Source organism: Streptococcus suis, from assembly GCF_046032115.1.
GTDB lineage: Bacteria > Bacillota > Bacilli > Lactobacillales > Streptococcaceae > Streptococcus > Streptococcus suis_AJ.
In genome coordinates this window covers 125,301-141,094 of record NZ_JARQOZ010000001.1, presented here as the reverse complement: position 1 = coordinate 141,094, position 15,794 = coordinate 125,301, and the positions used below count along the sequence as shown (strand labels likewise).

The window sequence follows — 15,794 nt, the reverse complement described above, 5'->3', positions numbered from 1 at the left end:
AACATGTGAAACCTTAATTTATAAGTTTGAGTTGAGGATTGTGGATTTCAAGTAGCTGTTTTCTTCTAAAAAAATAACAAAATCGAAACGCTCCATATCCACTGTGAGTGGTAGGTGGCTATTTTTGATTTTAAATGAGTATTAAATGGAAGTGCTGAACTGTGAATACAGGTTCTTATTCCCCCTCGCTAAATCTATTCGCACTTGTCTGATATTTTTTGAAATTTTTTAGTCGTTTACTGAAATTTATTGGTTGCTGGCAACGAAAAATCCTCAACCAGTAAGATTGAGGATAGGATGTAATTACATTTTTTCAGGTGCTTTTACGCCGAGAAGACGTAGAGCTTCTTTGAGGACGACACCGGTTGTGTAGGCAAGAGCCAAACGGCTGTCACGCTCTGGGCTTTCATCCAAGATTCGAGTATGTGCATAGTACTTGTTGAAGGCTTGAGCTAGGTTGATAGCATATTTAGCGATGAGAGATGGGTCAAATTTGTCACCAGCACGTTCTACAACGTTTGAGAAGTTTTGGATGTGCTTGATGATGTCCCAACTTTCTGCATCAGCCAGTTTGTAGTCATTTTCTGCGCTTGGTACAAAGTTTGCCTTGCGTAGGATAGACTGGATGCGGGCGTATGCGTATTGTACATAAGGACCTGTTTCGCCCTCGAAGGAAACCATGGCTTCTAGGTCGAAGTCGTAGCCATTGTCACGGTCGGTTTTAAGGTCGTAGAACTTAACAGCGCCGACACCAACTGCGTGTGCCACTTCTTCCTTGTTTTCAAGGTCAGGGTTTTTGGCTTCGATTTGAGTAAGGGCGCGTGAAATGGCTTCGTCAAGCGTTGGCTCGAGTAGGATGATATTTCCTTTACGAGTGGATAGCTTTTTCTTGTCCTTGGTAACCAGACCGAAGGTGATATGGGTCATATCGTCGCTCCAGTCGAAATCCATTTCTTTCAAGACAGCCTTGAGCTGTTTGAAGTGGTTGATTTGCTCCTGACCAACGACGTAGATGCTTTTCACAAAGTCGTAAGTGCGTTTGCGGTACATAGCTGTTGCCATATCGCGCGTGATATAAAGTGTTGCACCGTCTGTTTTCATGATGAGGGCTGGTGGAAGATTGTAGCTTTCAAGGTCAACGATTTTGGCCCCTTTAGATTCTTGAAGAAGTCCTTTTTCTTCTAAGATTTGGATGCCTTCGTCCATCTTATCGTTGTAGAAAGCTTCGCCGTTATAGCTGTCGAAGGTTACATCCAGCTTATCGTAGATGCGATTGAATTCAACCAAGCTTTCATCACGGAACCATTGCCATAGCTCGTGAGCTTCTGGATCGCCATCTTCCAATTTTTTGAACCATTGACGTGCTTCTTCGTCCAACTCAGGCTTTTCTTCCGCCTCAGCGTTGATACGCACATAGAGTTTGAGGAGTTCTGAAATTGGGTCTGCTTCGACCGCAGCCTTGTCACCCCAAAGTTTGTAGGCAACAATCAACATACCGAACTGTTTACCCCAGTCACCCAAGTGGTTGATACGGATTGGGTTGTAGCCAAGCTTTTCGTGGATGTTAGCAAGGGCATCACCGATAACGGTTGAGCGCAAGTGTCCAACTGAGAATGGTTTAGCAATGTTTGGACTAGACATGTCGATGGTTACATTGCGTCCTTGACCGATGTTGAGTTTACCGTATTGGTCTTTTTCCGTAATAACATCTGTTAAAACTTGGTGGGAGATAGCAGCCTTGTCCAAGAAGAAGTTGACGTAAGGACCCGTTGCAACGACTTTTTCAAAACCAGTCGTATCCAATTTTTCAACGATGTCTGCTGCGATAGCCTGTGGAGCCTTGCGTTCTACTTTTGCCAAGGAGAAGGCTGGGAAGGCAATATCGCCCATTTCTGATGATTTTGGTTTTTCTAGCAGATTGTAGATAGCTTCCACTTCCAAACTCGGAAGGATAGCAGCTAGTCTTTCTGCAATCATTTGTTTTTGATTCATATAGGATTTCCTCCAACGTTATTGATTCTATTTTATCACATTTCTAGGCTAATAGCGGGGAAAAGTGTTATAATATTTCTATAAATATACATTCTGAGGTAAAATGATGAATAAAACAGGACGACATGATTTGATTCGGGCCATGATTCGTCAGGAAAAGATTGGACGTCAAACAGATATTCAGCAGGCATTGGAGGCTCAAGGAGTAGTGGTGACCCAGACCACATTGTCACGGGACTTGCGTGAATTAGGCGTGATAAAAATTCATGAAAATGGGCATTCCTTTTATTCTTTGGCAGTGGAGGAAGACGGAGTTAACTTTATCCAACTATTGGCACAATATGCATATAAAGTCGACAGGGCTAGTTTCATCCTAGTTCTCCATTCGGAACTCGGTGAGGCAGCCTTGATGGCCAATATTATCGATGCTGAAAAGCCAAAGTCGATTTTAGGAACCTTGGCAGGCGCAGATACCTTATTGGTTATATGTCGAGATGAAGAGGCCGCCAAACAGGTTGAGGCTGAAATAAATTATTACTTGAATTAGAATTGAGAGAAAGAATGGCAACAGATAAAATTTCTCCAGGCATGCAGCAGTATCTGGATATCAAAGCAAACTATCCAGATGCTTTTTTGCTGTTTCGCATGGGTGACTTTTACGAATTATTTTATGAAGATGCAGTAGAGGCTGCACAGATTTTGGAATTGTCCTTGACCTGTCGGAATAAAAATGCGGAAAATCCCATTCCTATGGCTGGTGTTCCCTATCATGCGGCCCAGCAGTACATTGATACATTAGTTGAGCTGGGGCACAAGGTGGCGATTGCCGAGCAGATGGAGGATCCTAAGCAGGCAGTCGGTGTGGTTAAGCGGGAAGTGGTGCAGGTCATCACACCGGGTACAGTCATGGATTCCACCAAAATGGGAGCTGACAGCAACTACCTGGTCACCATTGACCGTCAGGGCGTACAATTTGCTCTTTCATACATGGATGTGTCAACAGGCCAGTTTTTCGTGACTAGCCTAGACGATTTTACCAGTCTTTGCGGTGAGATTCGCAACCTGCGAGCACGGGAATTGGTCATTGGCTATGCGCTGTCGGAGGAAGAAGAGCAGGTCTTTTCTAACCAGATGAACCTGTTGCTGTCTTTTGAAGATGAGGTGATAGAGGATGTTCAGCTGATTGATAATTCGCTGACAGACTTGGAAAAGGCTGCGGCGGGCAAACTCCTCAGCTACCTACACCGGACACAGATGCGGGACTTGAGTCATTTGCAGAAGGTGGTCCACTATGAAATTAAGGACTATCTGCAAATGGACTATGCGACCAAGTCCAGTCTAGACCTGCTTGAAAACGGTCGGACAGGTAAGAAGCATGGTAGTTTGTACTGGTTGCTAGACGAAACAAAGACAGCCATGGGTATGCGACTATTGCGGACATGGATTGATCGTCCCTTGATTGACCTTAAGCGGATTGAGAATCGTCAGGCTGTCGTTCAGGTTTTTCTGGATTACTTCTTTGAACGGAGTGACTTGGTCGAGGCTTTAAAAGGTGTCTATGACATCGAACGTTTGGCTAGTCGGGTGTCTTTTGGAAAAACCATGCCCAAGGATCTCTTGCAGCTCTCCCAGACTTTGGGAAATATCCCAGCAATCAAGAATATCTTGCAACAAATCAATGAGCCAGCTCTAGGCAATCTGGTAGCTGGATTGGACCCAATCCCAGAACTGCACGCTCTGATCAGCTCTGCTATTGACCCAGAAGCCCAAGGGACCATCACAGATGGAAACATCATCCGTACGGGCTTTGATGAAACGCTGGATCAGTACCGTCTGGTCATGCGTGAGGGAGCGGGTTGGATTGCGGAGCTTGAGGCCAAGGAGCGTGAAGCGTCTGGTATCAACAATCTTAAGATTGATTACAATAAAAAAGACGGTTACTATTTCCATGTGACCAATTCCAATCTGGGCAATGTGCCAGACCATTTCTTCCGCAAGGCGACCTTGAAAAACTCGGAACGCTATGGTACGGAAGAGTTGGCTAAGATCGAAGGGCAGATGTTGGAGGCGCGTGATAAGTCTGCTAATTTGGAGTACGAGATTTTCATGCGGATTCGCCAAGAGGTTGAGAAGTATATCGGTCGCTTGCAGAAGTTGGCTCGGACCATTGCAACCATCGATGTTTTGCAGGCCTTTGCAGTTGTGGCGGAGCAGCAACATTTGGTTTGTCCATGCTTTACAGATCAAAGAGAACTGACCATTGACCGTGGTCGTCATGCGGTGGTGGAGAAGGTTATGGGCAAACAGACCTACATTCCCAACTCTATTCACTTGAATACCGATACGCATATGCAATTGATTACTGGTCCAAACATGAGTGGTAAGTCTACCTATATGCGACAGTTGGCGGTTATCGTCATCATGGCGCAGATGGGTTCCTATGTGCCTGCTGATCAGGCTGTATTGCCGATTTTCGATGCTATTTTTACCCGTATTGGGGCAGCAGATGACCTGGTCAGCGGTCAATCGACCTTCATGGTCGAAATGATGGAGGCCAATAAGGCGGTCCGTCTGGCGACAGATCGGTCGCTCATCCTCTTTGACGAGCTTGGACGGGGAACGGCCACCTATGACGGTATGGCTCTGGCCCAGTCTATCATCGAGTACATTCACGACAAGATTGGTGCCAAGACTCTCTTTGCCACCCACTACCATGAGTTGACAGACCTTAGCCAGACCTTGGAACACTTAGAGAATGTCCATGTCTCGACCTTGGAGAAGGATGGCCAAGTCACTTTCCTCCACAAGATTGCACAAGGTCCAGCTGACAAGTCCTACGGGATTCATGTGGCTAAGATTGCTGGAATGCCAGAGGAGCTATTGGAGCGGGCGGATAGGATTTTGCAGACGCTTGAAAACCAAGCCCCTACTGCACCAACACACCCAGTTCCGACAGTTGTAGAAGAGCCGTCTGGTCAAATCGACCTCTTTGCAGACACGCCTTCTCACCCAGTCCTCGATGAACTGGCAAAACTGGACATCTACAATATGACCCCGATGGAAGTCATGATGAGGGTGGCAGAATTGAAGAAAAAAATATAAGGTAATGAAAGTCAGGACAGCTGTTCTGGCTTTTTTGGTCAAAAAACGAACGATTGGAGATGTCTTTTGAAAATATCTTGTTGTTTTTGATGTACATAGGCTATACTGATGAAAGATAAACATAAAGAATGGGAGATGACTGGCTATGCAACATAATCAGGACCTGCGTGTGAAACTGTTTCAATTGGAGCAATTGGTTTTGGATATATATGCTGAACTAGAAAGGCAAAATCCGCAATTTGCCCCAATCAGCTGGTATGTGTATCATCTGGGTTTGGATGATGAGCAGACTAGCGACATCATGCAGTATTTTCTCTTCCAACAGGACAAACCTCTTAATGAGTTGACAACTTGGTTGGAAGAGTGGGTTGCGACCAATCGTTACCCTTATCCTCGTGATTTTATTGAAAAGATGGCTCGTCGCTACTATGAAGAAGTCACACGGGCAGTTGATAGGTCGGATGCCAGTCTGTCCTTAGAAGATTTGGAGCAGTTGAAGGCAAGCGGAGCCTTTGATGGGTTAGATGAGTTTGAAGAGTAAAGCTCCAGAGGTTTCTAGTTCCTCGCATAAAAAATGTTGATATAACAGACTAAGTCAGGACAGCTGTTCTGGCTTTTTTGCGATAAAAAAACTGCTTCTGTAAAAAAGCAGGAGTGGATTGGCTATCAGTTTAAATAGTCTTGTAAGCTGTTGATGAGCTCTTGATTAGACTGGATATAGGCTTGTTTTTTTTCCATGGTCAAGCCGTCAAGTTGACGAAAACAAGAAAGCAGTTTATCTTCAAGGCTTACTTGGAGTTTTTGACCCTCTTCGGTAAGGTAGATGAGGAGTTGTCGCTTATCTTCCTTAGGAATCATGCGGCGGATAAAGCCTTTTTCTTCTAGGCGTTTGACAAGAGGGGTCAAGGTGTTGCTGGAAAGGTCTAGCTTTTTACCAATTTCCTTGAGGGATAGGGGAGAGTTTTCCCACAGAACAACCAGTACGAGATATTGGGTATAGGTCAAGTCAAATTCCTTGAGATTTTTCAAGTAAAATTGATTAAAGAGTTTATTGACTTGGTAGAAGGAATGGCAGAGCTGTTTTGAAAAATGATAATCGGACATGGTTTCTCGTCTTTCTAATCGTTTGCGATAAAAATATCTTATCAAAATTCTTTTGTCTTGACAAATCAAATGAATAAGCATAGACTATACACATATCAAAAAATAATCGCACGCGATTAAATAAAAGGTGAAAAAATGAAAAAAGTATTGATTGTCTTAACAAATGTCCAACAGTATGGTGAGCATGAGCGACTTACAGGCCTTTGGCTCAGTGAATTGACTCAGTTTTATGATGAGTTGGTCAAGGCAGGATATGAGGCGGATTTTGTTAGTCCAAAGGGTGGTTACATACCATTGGATCCACATAGCCTGACCATGATGGATGCTGTGGACCGCACTTACTACACGGACGCTGATTTTCGCAATCGTGCCCTGGGTCAAACGCTTCGACCAGATCAGGTTAAGGCAGCTGACTACGATGTGATTTTCTACACAGGTGGTCATGGGGTTATGTGGGATTTTCCACAGTCAATGGAAATAGCAGAGCTGGCCAGCCAGATTTACCAAAATGGAGGCCTTGTAACAGCAGTTTGTCACGGTGTGGCAGGACTCTTGCCTATTAAAGATGAGGCAGGTCAGGCCTTGATTGAAGGGAAAGCTATTACTGGTTTTACCAATCAAGAAGAAGAACTAAACGGGACTACCGATTTAGTACCATTTTTAACGGAAACTGCTCTTCTTGAAAAAGGAGCTAAGGTTGAGATTGGAACAGCCTTTACACCGGTAGTTCGCCAAGATAGTCGTGTCTTGACAGGTCAAAATCCTCAATCTGCTCGTGCCCTGGGTCAGATGGTCGTTGCTGTGTTAGCAAAAGAAGGAGAGAAATAATGTACCAATACGATGTTACTTTTATCGGCTCTGGTCATGCTAACTGGCATGCTGCTGTTGACTTGGCCAAGGCAGGTAAAAAAGTTGCCATTGTCGAAAAAGATATTATAGCTGGAACCTGTACAAACTATGGTTGTAACGCTAAGTTCTTGCTAGAAAGTCCGTTTGAATTTATGGACGGCTTGGCTCGGTATGAAAAGGCAGGGATTGCCAAAACAGGTGAGATTTCTTGGGAGAAGCTCATGGCTTACAAAAAAGAGGAAATCCCGACCTACTCTCCTATGCTAGAAGGCATGTTTGCCCATCTATCGATTTACGTCTTAAAAGGTCACGGACAGTTAAAAGATGCTCATACTGTCTTGGTTGATGACAAGGAAATTTCGACAGACTATGTCGTCATCGGAACAGGTCAACGTCCAGCACGCCTCAATGTTTCTGGTAATGAATGGTTCCAAGATAGCCGTGCCTTTCTTGATATGGACCATCTGCCTGAGAGACTGGTCTTTATCGGTGCTGGGATTATTTCACTAGAATTTGCGACAATGGCATCACTGCTGGGTTCAGAAGTCCATATCATCGAGTTTGCCGATCGGGCATTGGCAGCTTATCCTGAAAAAATGGTAGCCACTGTGGTTGAAAAAATGACAGCTGATGGTGTTAACTTCCATTTTAATCAAGCGGTTTCTTCCGCTGAAAAAACTGCAAGTGGCCTTCTTGTCAAGACGGCTCAAGGATTAGAAATCGAAACAGATACGATTATTGATGCGACAGGCCGCGTGTCAAACGTAGAAGGTCTTGGCTTGGAAACTGTGGGAGTGGATTTTGACCGAACAGGTATCAAGGTAAATGAGTTTATGCAGACATCTCTATCCAATATCTACGCATCTGGAGATGTGGTTTCAAAAACCATTCCTCGCTTAACACCGACTGCCAGCTTTGAGTCTAGCTACATTGCAGAGCACATTTTGGGAAATCCAGATCCAATTGACTATCCAGTAGTTCCAAACGTTGTTTTCACTCTGCCGCGTCTGGCACAAGTCGGTGTCACTGTGGCAGAAGCCGAGGCCAATCCGGAACAATATCAGATTATCGAGGTTCCCTTTGGTCAACGATTGAAATTCCAAACGAAGTTAGAAGCGGAGGCTCGTTTTACGCTGATTGTTGGTAAGGATAAAACCTTGAAAGGGGCAGCTTTGTTGGGACATGAAGCAGGAGAGATGGTAAACTTGCTGACTTTGATTCTCAATCAGAAGTTAACCGCAAAAGACTTAAATCGTATGATTTTTGCCTTTCCTGCAACGACCTACGCCCTACTTTCTAATGTCATAACAGCACTATCGTAAGGGGGGATAAATCAGTATGCAAACGAATGATTTTAATGAGATTATGTTTGGTCGCCGTTCGGTCAAAGTTTATGATGAAACGGTGACAATCGACCAGAAAGAAATGCTCGACATGCTGAACAAAGCAATCACAGCTCCATCTTCTGTCAATTTACAGCCTTGGCGGTTTGTAGTTGTGGAAAGCGAGGCTGCTAAGGCCAAGTTGCGTCCTATGGTACGTTTTAACACCAAGCAAGTAGACACTGCTTCAGCTGTCGTTTTAATCTTTGCAGATATGCAGCCGCAGGAACACACAGAAGCTATCTACGATCGTGCTGTGACTGAAGGCAAGATACCTCAAGAAGTACGAGATTATCAGGTGCCAGCTATTAAGAACATGTATGATGCCTTGTCGCCAGCCACGATGAGAGAAGTCGTGAAAATGGATGCTAGTCTAGCTGCTATGCAGTTGATGTTGGTAGCTCGTTCTCACGGCTACGATACTAATCCTATGTCAGGGTTTGACCCTGAGGAGATGGCAGCAACCTTTGACTTGGATCCAGAGAGAGATATTCCTGTGTTGATGGTTTCAATTGGGAAAGCCAAGGAACCAGGCTTTGACTCTGTTCGTATAGAGGCAGAAAAGAAAACAGTCTTTAAATAATTCTGTCAGTAAACACAAAGAGAAAGTTGAGTAAGGAAATGGTGAGAGAAAGTCATCTACAAAAATGGGGAGCGATTGGTTTTCTGATCAATGCCAGTATCTACTTAGGGACAGAATTGATTGCTGCGATTGGAACTGGTTACCCACTTGGTTATGTTTATAGTCGGCAATTTATTTCGGCGCTTGGAGTCTATAATGGTCAGCAGGTCGCAGGTGTGCCAGAGAATTTTTCGAATTGGGCCATTGTCATGAATCTAGGCTTCATCCTGACTGCGATTGGCTTTGTTCTCTCCTACGCTCTGCTTATTTTTCCAAAAATAAGGCAGAGACATCCCCTTGTGGCAATGTTCTTATTATTCATTGTCACTCTATTTGGGCTGGGGAGCTTGTTAGTTGGTTTCTTCCAAGGTGGGGTGCCTGGTCAGGATGGTCTTCATGGACTTGGGGCTAGGCTGTCATTTATGATGGGAAATGCTACCTTGATCTTAACAGGTGTTTTCCTGACAGAGTCTAAAATAACCTATCGTTCATTGAGCGTCCTCCTTGGAGTATGTGGTTTTATTGCAGCAGGCTTTTTACAGATGGCGATTTCAGAAAATCAAGTGACTGTAATGGCGATCTATGAGCGCCTGACTGTTTACCCAATCACTGCTTGGCAGATAGTAACTGGTTTAACACATATGAAGCAATGAAAGTCAGGACAGTTGTTCTGGCTTTTTTGCCGTTTAGCTTAGGAATATGACCACATAGTCAAAAGCCCTTGAAACCAGTTAAGAAATGGTGTTTAATAGGGACAGAAGGGAGAGAATATGAAAGTAAAACTAGCTATATCACCAGAAATTTTGGAAGACTTAGTGACTATTGAAGCACAGGCTATGTCTGAGCAGATTACACAGTTGGTGGCCTATGTTCAAAACCTAGACAAGCAGACATCTAGGCTGACAGTCAAAAAAGGGGAGCAGATATATCTTTTGGAGCATGATGAGATTGTCAGGCTCTACTTGGAAGACAAGGTTTTACAAGTGGAAACAGTGGGAGATTCCTTTACTTCCAACCTACGCTTGTATCAGGTTAAGGAGGAGTTGCCTGTCAACTTTTTGCAGATTTCCCAGTCGGAAATCATTCACATCAAGCAATTGGACCACCTCAAGTTGACAGCCAATGGTTTGGTCAAATTGGTCATGAAAAACGGCTCTGTCACCTACTCGTCTCGACGTTATTTAAAATCCATCAAAGAAAGGTTAGGACTATGAAAAAATACATCTTATCAGCCAGTTTAGGCGTTACAATTGGAACAATGATTTCTATCATCACATCGGCTGTCTTTGGACAGGGAGCTTATCTTCCGCTCAATCCTTTTTCAACCATTGGGGCTTACTACCTAAGCAATTTTAATCAGGTAACCGTTATGTTGATTTGTGTGCTGATTTGGGCGGCAATTGGTCTTTTGTTTCAACTGGCAGACAAGATTTTTGAACAGGATTGGAGCCTTTTACGAATGACTGCAACACATTTTTGCATCACAGCTTTAGGTTTCACACCGCTGAGCATTTTGGCTGGCTGGTTTCCCGTGAAACTAGGTGCTCTCCTCTTCTTCTGGTTTATCTTTGTCTTGGTCTACGCTCTGCTATTCTTCCTAAACTATCGAAAAATGGAGCGGCAGATTAAGGACATCAACGGTCGTTTGTAGTATAATAGCACTATCATTTAGTTGGAGTGTTTTATGAAAATTATACTGACGATTGTCTATAGTTTGGGAGTGGTGTGGAATCTCCTCATTCTTGCTGTGAATATTGGAAAAGTTCCCCTCTTAAATTTGCTTTGGCCTACTGTGATTTTAGTGGCCTGTGCTATCAATTTGTACTTCTTATGGACCAGAAAGCAAGAGTCAGAATAGGCTCTTGTTTTCATTTGCTTTTCAGAAAGAAAAACTACATTTAGTGTAAAATGATAGAATTTATATTTTTTAACACAAGATATTGATTTTTGATTTGTGAAATGTTACACTAGTAGCAGTGAAAAAATGGAGGCCAGTCAGATGAAGGTGCGAGAAAATGATGTAGAAAAACTGAATTTAGACGTCTTGAAACGGGACGGTCGGACGGTGTCCTTTGATGAGCAAAAGATTTTTTCTGCTCTTTCGCGGGCCAATCAGGAGTTAGAACACCCAGTGTCAGAGGCTGGTTTGCAGCTGGTTTTAGAGGCAAGCTTGCAAGAGATTGGACGCCGTTTTACAGGCGACATCCAGATTTATGAAATCCAGACCATTGTGGAGCAGGAGTTGCTCAAGGCTCATTTGTATGAGTTAGCAGAGCGGTATATCCAGTACCGGACTCAGAGGGATTTCCGTCGGCATCAGGCGACCGATATTAACTTTGAAATTCACAAGTTGCTGAGCAAGGATCAGGCCTTGGTCAATGAAAATGCCAACAAGGACGCCGATGTTTTCAATACCCAGCGGGATTTGACAGCGGGGATTGTCGGAAAATCCATTGGCCTCAAACTCTTGCCTGCCCATGTAGCCAATGCCCACCAAAAAGGTGATATTCATTATCATGACTTGGATTACAGTCCTTATACTCCTATGACCAACTGTTGCTTGATTGACTTCAAGGGGATGTTGGCTCAGGGCTTTAAGATTGGGAATGCGGATGTGGAGAGTCCCAAGTCGATTCAGACGGCTACGGCACAGATTTCGCAAATCATTGCTAATGTGGCCTCAAGTCAGTACGGGGGTTGCTCGGCTGACCGCATTGATGAGGTGCTAGCTCCCTATGCGGAACTCAATTACCAGAAGCATTTGAAGGAGGCTGAGGACTGGGTTGTGCCAGACAAGCGGGAAGATTATGCCCGTGCCAAGACCCAAAAGGATATCTATGATGCCATGCAGTCTTTGGAGTATGAAATCAATACCCTTTTTACTTCCAATGGACAAACACCCTTTACCTCGCTCGGTTTTGGCCTCGGAACTTCCTGGTTTGAACGGGAAATTCAAAAGGCCATTCTCAACATTCGTATCAAGGGTCTGGGACGGGAAGGTCGGACAGCCATCTTTCCTAAGTTGATTTTCACAGTCAAGCGGGGCTTGAACTTGGAGCCTGATTCGCCCAACTACGACATCAAGCAATTGGCGATTGAATGTGCAACCAAGCGGATGTATCCAGATATGCTGTCTTATGACAAGATTGTCGAGCTGACAGGTTCCTTCAAGGTGCCAATGGGCTGCCGTTCTTTCCTTCAAGGTTGGAAGGATGAAAATGGGCAGGATGTGACGTCTGGTCGGATGAACTTGGGTGTCGTGACCGTCAATCTGCCACGGATTGCCATGGAGTCTGCAGGAGATATAAATAAGTTCTGGGAAATTTTTGCAGAACGGATGTCCATTGCCAAGGATGCCTTGGTCTATCGAGTGGAGCGGGTCAAGGAGGCGACACCTGCCAATGCTCCGATTTTGTATCAGTATGGGGCATTCGGCAAGCGACTGGTCAAGACCGATGCGGTGGATGAGGTGTTCAAAAATCGCAGAGCGACCATTTCGTTGGGCTATATCGGGCTCTATGAAGTGGCAGCTGTTTTCTACGGTGGCCAGTGGGAGGATAATCCAGAAGCCAAGGACTTTACGATTGCCATTATTAAGCGGATGAAGGAATTGACAGAGGCTTGGTCGGACCAATACGGCTATCATTTCTCAGTATATTCGACACCATCTGAAAGCCTGACAGACCGCTTCTGCCGGTTGGATACGGAGAAGTTTGGTCTGGTTGAAAACATCACCGACAAGCAGTATTACACCAACTCTTTCCACTATGATGTACGGAAAAATCCGACTCCCTTTGAAAAACTGGACTTTGAAAAGGTCTATGTGGAGGCAGGTGCTAGCGGTGGCTTTATCCACTACTGTGAATACCCTGTACTGCAACAAAATCCAAAGGCCTTGGAGGCTGTTTGGGACTATGCCTATGACCGTGTGGGCTATCTGGGGACCAATACTCCGATTGATCATTGCTATGCCTGTGATTTTGAGGGGGACTTCGAGCCGACAGAGCGTGGTTTCAAGTGCCCAAACTGTGGCAATAGCGACCCCAAAACAGTTGACGTGGTCAAGCGGACCTGTGGCTATTTAGGCAATCCGCAGGCCAGACCTATGGTCAATGGTCGCCACAAGGAAATTTCGGCGCGTGTCAAACACATGAATGGGTCTAGTTTATAAAGAATGGACATGAGGGCTTCCGTGGTTTTGAGGAACTACGGAAGTTTGTTATAATAGTGGAAACACTTAATAGCTCTGCTATTTCATCGTCATCCAGTTTATCTTTTATTACGTCGTTAACTCGCTTTCGCAAGTCTCATTTCCGGCTGTCTGCAGCTTTTGAGGCGAACGCGGTTCGCCCTATTTCCAGCCTTCAAAGGTTCCCTAAACCTTTGAAGCGAGTACTAAAAGTAAACTGAACGACTACATAAAAAGGAGAAAATAATGGGAAAATACCAATTAGACGACAAGGGCAAGGCCTTGGTGGCACGTTATCATGAGAAGAATTCTAATGTGAAACAAGACAAGAAGGCGCGTGTGCAGGAATTGCTCAAGCAAGCAAAGAATAAGAAAAAGTAATATGGATTGAGAGACGAGAGTATGGAACTAAGAAGACCAACTGTGGCGGATAAGGAAACGATTTTGGATATGCTGGCAGAGTTTGAAGCAGCAGGTTCAGCTATGGACGGAGGCTTTATTTCCAAAGATGTGGATTTTGCGGACTGGATTTTGCGAAACCAAGATTATGAAGCAGGCCTAAACCTGCCAGACGGTTTTGTCCCTTCCATTCAATATGTGTCGTTTGACCAAACAGGTCGAGCCCTTGGTTTTCTCAGTCTACGCCTACGTCTCAACGATTTCCTGCTCAATAAAGGCGGTCATATTGGCTATTCCATTCGACCGTCCGAGCGTGGCAAGGGCTATGCCAAGGAACAACTGCGACTTGGTTTGCAGGAAGCTGCAACCAAAAACATTTCTAAAGTCCTTGTGACTTGCTCGACAGACAATCAAGCCAGTCGCCGCACGATTGTGGCTTGTGGCGGTAGCCTAGAAGACGTCCGCGAAGGAGTAGAACGTTACTGGATTGGCTAAGAGAAGGAGGCAGCTATGACGGAGCAGACCTGGAACAATCCCAAACCAGGCGAGTGGAAGAGTGAGGAACTCAGTCAGGGACGGATTATGGACTACAAGGCCTTTAATTTTGTGGACGGCGAAGGCGTGCGGTGCTCCCTCTATGTCAGCGGCTGCCTCTTTCACTGTCCTGGTTGCTACAACGTGGCCACCTGGTCCTTCAAGGCCGGCATTCCCTACACCAAGGAGCTGGAAGACCGCATCTTAGCAGACTTGGCCCAGCCCTATGTACAGGGCCTGACCCTCTTGGGTGGCGAGCCCTTTCTTAATACAGGTACGGTCCTCCCACTCGTCAAGCGAGTTCGGGAGGAATTGCCAGACAAGGACATTTGGTCCTGGACAGGTTACACATGGGAAGAATTGATGCAGGAAACGCCAGACAAACTGGAGCTGCTCAACCATTTGGACATTCTCGTAGACGGTCGCTATGACAAAAGCAAACGTAATCTCATGTTGCAGTTTAGAGGCTCTTCCAACCAACGCATCATTGATGTGCAGAGGTCCCTCAAACAAGGACAGGTAGTTATTTGGGAGAGCTTGGAGAAATGATGGGTATTCCTTTCATTTATTTCCCAGATACTTGGAGTGAGTAGCAAAATTAAGGTAAATAAAAGCATAGTTCTAGGGAGGCAGTTGCCTCTTTTTACTTGCCTTCCTGCAAAAAAAAAAGATTATAATAATATTCAAAATAAATTATATTGAGAAAGTGAGGCAATCTATGTTAGTGGCGAAAATTGACCAGTTTTCTTACGGTAAAAAGCTCATTTTCAAAGATATCCATATGGAAGTCCCGTCCTCGAAAATCATCGGTCTGGTTGCACCTAACGGGACAGGGAAGTCAACCTTGGTTCGAATTATTTCTGGGCATATTACTGGATCAGGGATAGAGGTGAACTATCATGGAAAGAGCTATCAAAAGGACAAGCAATATATGCGTCAACAAATTGTAAAAATGCCTGACCAGGCAGATTTGTACGACGAACTAACTGGCTTACAGCACTTGGAATTTTACGCTGCTATGTGGGGAGTAGATGTCACTTATCCACAAGAAATAGTGACGGTCTTAAATATGGGGACCTATATTCATAAAAAAGTTGGGACCTATTCATTGGGAATGCGTCAGCGCTTGTGTTTTGCTTTGGTAGTAGTGACTCAGGCTAGCTACATGCTCTTAGATGAAGTCATGAATGGTTTGGACCCAGACAATGTAGAAATGATTTCAAGTTTATTGAAAGACTTGCGGGCCCAGGGAAAGACCATGCTTATTGCTTCTCACTTGTTAGATAATTTAGACAGTATTGCTGACAGTATTTACTTTATCAAGGATGGTCATTTTTCAGTTGTCTACCACCCCCAGGAGCAGGCTTTGGAAACCGTATTGCTTTCCTTTTCATCTAAAAATGCAGTGCAGGAATTTTTAGCCTTAAAGCCACACTTTACTTGTGTGAATAATGAGGAATGTCAAGCCACTATTCAACTGGATGAGCTGGGGGAAAGTCTTTCTGATTTTTTGGATTGGGCAAGTCGCAACCTAGATGATGTGAGAGAGATAAAGGTCGGTCGAAAAGGTAGTTATCTCATATATAAGGAATTATATGGGACCGAGGAGGAGGGAGACTAG

The 15,794-nt window shown here is 44.6% G+C and carries 17 protein-coding genes; 15 read left to right on the top strand and 2 right to left on the bottom strand.

The genetic code is table 11. The annotated features are described in order from the left end of the window. Positions 1-303 precede the first annotated feature (303 nt). Positions 304-1,992, bottom strand: coding sequence for an arginine--tRNA ligase (argS, locus tag P7J36_RS00820; RefSeq protein WP_408550816.1), 1,689 nt, complete (start codon positions 1,990-1,992; stop codon positions 304-306). Between the two features lie 106 nt (positions 1,993-2,098). Between argS and argR the strand changes: the two genes are divergently transcribed. The 3 genes from argR (at position 2,099) to P7J36_RS00805 (ending at position 5,635) form a co-directional block, all read left to right on the top strand. Further along, a complete protein-coding gene (argR, locus tag P7J36_RS00815; RefSeq protein ID WP_202105943.1) occupies positions 2,099-2,539 on the top strand; it encodes an arginine repressor in 441 nt (146 codons plus the stop codon). 14 nt (positions 2,540-2,553) lie between these two features. Then, positions 2,554-5,094, top strand: coding sequence for a DNA mismatch repair protein MutS (mutS, locus tag P7J36_RS00810; RefSeq protein WP_408550817.1), 2,541 nt, complete (start codon positions 2,554-2,556; stop codon positions 5,092-5,094). Positions 5,095-5,239: 145 nt separating this feature from the next. Further along, on the top strand, positions 5,240-5,635 hold the full coding sequence (locus P7J36_RS00805) for a hypothetical protein (RefSeq protein ID WP_029186006.1): 396 nt from the start codon (positions 5,240-5,242) through the stop codon (positions 5,633-5,635). Between the two features lie 125 nt (positions 5,636-5,760). Here P7J36_RS00805 and P7J36_RS00800 read toward each other — a convergent pair whose 3' ends face one another. Beyond that, complete coding sequence (locus P7J36_RS00800) at positions 5,761-6,198, bottom strand: MarR family winged helix-turn-helix transcriptional regulator (protein ID WP_408550818.1); 438 nt, start codon at positions 6,196-6,198, stop codon at positions 5,761-5,763. A gap of 135 nt (positions 6,199-6,333) precedes the next feature. Between P7J36_RS00800 and P7J36_RS00795 the strand changes: the two genes are divergently transcribed. From P7J36_RS00795 to P7J36_RS00740, 12 genes are all read left to right on the top strand, one after another. Further along, a complete protein-coding gene (locus P7J36_RS00795) occupies positions 6,334-7,026 on the top strand; it encodes a type 1 glutamine amidotransferase domain-containing protein (protein ID WP_408550819.1) in 693 nt (230 codons plus the stop codon). After that, positions 7,026-8,369 carry a dihydrolipoyl dehydrogenase family protein gene (locus P7J36_RS00790; protein WP_408550820.1) on the top strand — a complete coding sequence of 448 codons (1,344 nt, stop codon included), beginning with the start codon at positions 7,026-7,028 and terminating at the stop codon, positions 8,367-8,369. Before P7J36_RS00795 ends, P7J36_RS00790 begins: the two co-directional genes overlap by 1 nt. A 16-nt stretch (positions 8,370-8,385) precedes the next feature. Continuing rightward, positions 8,386-9,012, top strand: a complete 627-nt coding sequence (locus tag P7J36_RS00785; RefSeq protein WP_408550821.1) for a nitroreductase family protein — start codon at positions 8,386-8,388, stop codon at positions 9,010-9,012. A 26-nt stretch (positions 9,013-9,038) separates the two neighbouring features. Beyond that, a complete protein-coding gene (locus P7J36_RS00780; RefSeq protein ID WP_408550822.1) occupies positions 9,039-9,704 on the top strand; it encodes a DUF998 domain-containing protein in 666 nt (221 codons plus the stop codon). A gap of 117 nt (positions 9,705-9,821) precedes the next feature. Next, positions 9,822-10,265, top strand: coding sequence for a LytTR family DNA-binding domain-containing protein (locus P7J36_RS00775; protein ID WP_408550823.1), 444 nt, complete (start codon positions 9,822-9,824; stop codon positions 10,263-10,265). Continuing rightward, positions 10,262-10,702: a DUF3021 domain-containing protein gene (locus P7J36_RS00770; RefSeq protein WP_408550824.1), complete on the top strand. Its 441-nt coding sequence runs from the start codon at positions 10,262-10,264 to the stop codon at positions 10,700-10,702. The genes P7J36_RS00775 and P7J36_RS00770 overlap by 4 nt, the downstream gene beginning before the upstream one ends. 33 nt (positions 10,703-10,735) lie before the next feature. Further along, the gene (locus P7J36_RS00765) at positions 10,736-10,909 is read left to right on the top strand and encodes a hypothetical protein (protein WP_408550825.1); all 174 of its coding nucleotides are present in this window, start codon (positions 10,736-10,738) and stop codon (positions 10,907-10,909) included. A 141-nt stretch (positions 10,910-11,050) separates the two neighbouring features. Then, on the top strand, positions 11,051-13,222 hold the full coding sequence (nrdD, locus tag P7J36_RS00760) for an anaerobic ribonucleoside-triphosphate reductase (protein WP_408550826.1): 2,172 nt from the start codon (positions 11,051-11,053) through the stop codon (positions 13,220-13,222). A gap of 264 nt (positions 13,223-13,486) precedes the next feature. Continuing rightward, entirely contained in the window at positions 13,487-13,621 is a 135-nt protein-coding gene (locus P7J36_RS00755; RefSeq protein ID WP_014638808.1) for a hypothetical protein, read from the top strand. Positions 13,622-13,642: 21 nt separating this feature from the next. Beyond that, positions 13,643-14,134, top strand: coding sequence for a GNAT family N-acetyltransferase (locus P7J36_RS00750; RefSeq protein ID WP_398581589.1), 492 nt, complete (start codon positions 13,643-13,645; stop codon positions 14,132-14,134). A 15-nt stretch (positions 14,135-14,149) separates the two neighbouring features. Then, a complete protein-coding gene (gene nrdG / locus P7J36_RS00745) occupies positions 14,150-14,722 on the top strand; it encodes an anaerobic ribonucleoside-triphosphate reductase activating protein (protein WP_408550827.1) in 573 nt (190 codons plus the stop codon). Between the two features lie 169 nt (positions 14,723-14,891). After that, a complete protein-coding gene (locus tag P7J36_RS00740; protein WP_408550828.1) occupies positions 14,892-15,794 on the top strand; it encodes an ABC transporter ATP-binding protein in 903 nt (300 codons plus the stop codon).

What these genes read in the sequence shown, in the direction of transcription:
- argS (WP_408550816.1), bottom strand. Translation starts at nt 1,992, where the DNA reads ATGAATCAAAAACAAATGATTGCAGAAAGACTAGCTGCTATCCTTCCG.
- argR (WP_202105943.1), top strand. Translation starts at nt 2,099, where the DNA reads ATGAATAAAACAGGACGACATGATTTGATTCGGGCCATGATTCGTCAG.
- mutS (WP_408550817.1), top strand. Translation starts at nt 2,554, where the DNA reads ATGGCAACAGATAAAATTTCTCCAGGCATGCAGCAGTATCTGGATATC.
- P7J36_RS00805 (WP_029186006.1), top strand. Translation starts at nt 5,240, where the DNA reads ATGCAACATAATCAGGACCTGCGTGTGAAACTGTTTCAATTGGAGCAA.
- P7J36_RS00800 (WP_408550818.1), bottom strand. Translation starts at nt 6,198, where the DNA reads ATGTCCGATTATCATTTTTCAAAACAGCTCTGCCATTCCTTCTACCAA.
- P7J36_RS00795 (WP_408550819.1), top strand. Translation starts at nt 6,334, where the DNA reads ATGAAAAAAGTATTGATTGTCTTAACAAATGTCCAACAGTATGGTGAG.
- P7J36_RS00790 (WP_408550820.1), top strand. Translation starts at nt 7,026, where the DNA reads ATGTACCAATACGATGTTACTTTTATCGGCTCTGGTCATGCTAACTGG.
- P7J36_RS00785 (WP_408550821.1), top strand. Translation starts at nt 8,386, where the DNA reads ATGCAAACGAATGATTTTAATGAGATTATGTTTGGTCGCCGTTCGGTC.
- P7J36_RS00775 (WP_408550823.1), top strand. Translation starts at nt 9,822, where the DNA reads ATGAAAGTAAAACTAGCTATATCACCAGAAATTTTGGAAGACTTAGTG.
- P7J36_RS00770 (WP_408550824.1), top strand. Translation starts at nt 10,262, where the DNA reads ATGAAAAAATACATCTTATCAGCCAGTTTAGGCGTTACAATTGGAACA.
- P7J36_RS00765 (WP_408550825.1), top strand. Translation starts at nt 10,736, where the DNA reads ATGAAAATTATACTGACGATTGTCTATAGTTTGGGAGTGGTGTGGAAT.
- nrdD (WP_408550826.1), top strand. Translation starts at nt 11,051, where the DNA reads ATGAAGGTGCGAGAAAATGATGTAGAAAAACTGAATTTAGACGTCTTG.
- P7J36_RS00755 (WP_014638808.1), top strand. Translation starts at nt 13,487, where the DNA reads ATGGGAAAATACCAATTAGACGACAAGGGCAAGGCCTTGGTGGCACGT.
- P7J36_RS00750 (WP_398581589.1), top strand. Translation starts at nt 13,643, where the DNA reads ATGGAACTAAGAAGACCAACTGTGGCGGATAAGGAAACGATTTTGGAT.
- nrdG (WP_408550827.1), top strand. Translation starts at nt 14,150, where the DNA reads ATGACGGAGCAGACCTGGAACAATCCCAAACCAGGCGAGTGGAAGAGT.
- P7J36_RS00740 (WP_408550828.1), top strand. Translation starts at nt 14,892, where the DNA reads ATGTTAGTGGCGAAAATTGACCAGTTTTCTTACGGTAAAAAGCTCATT.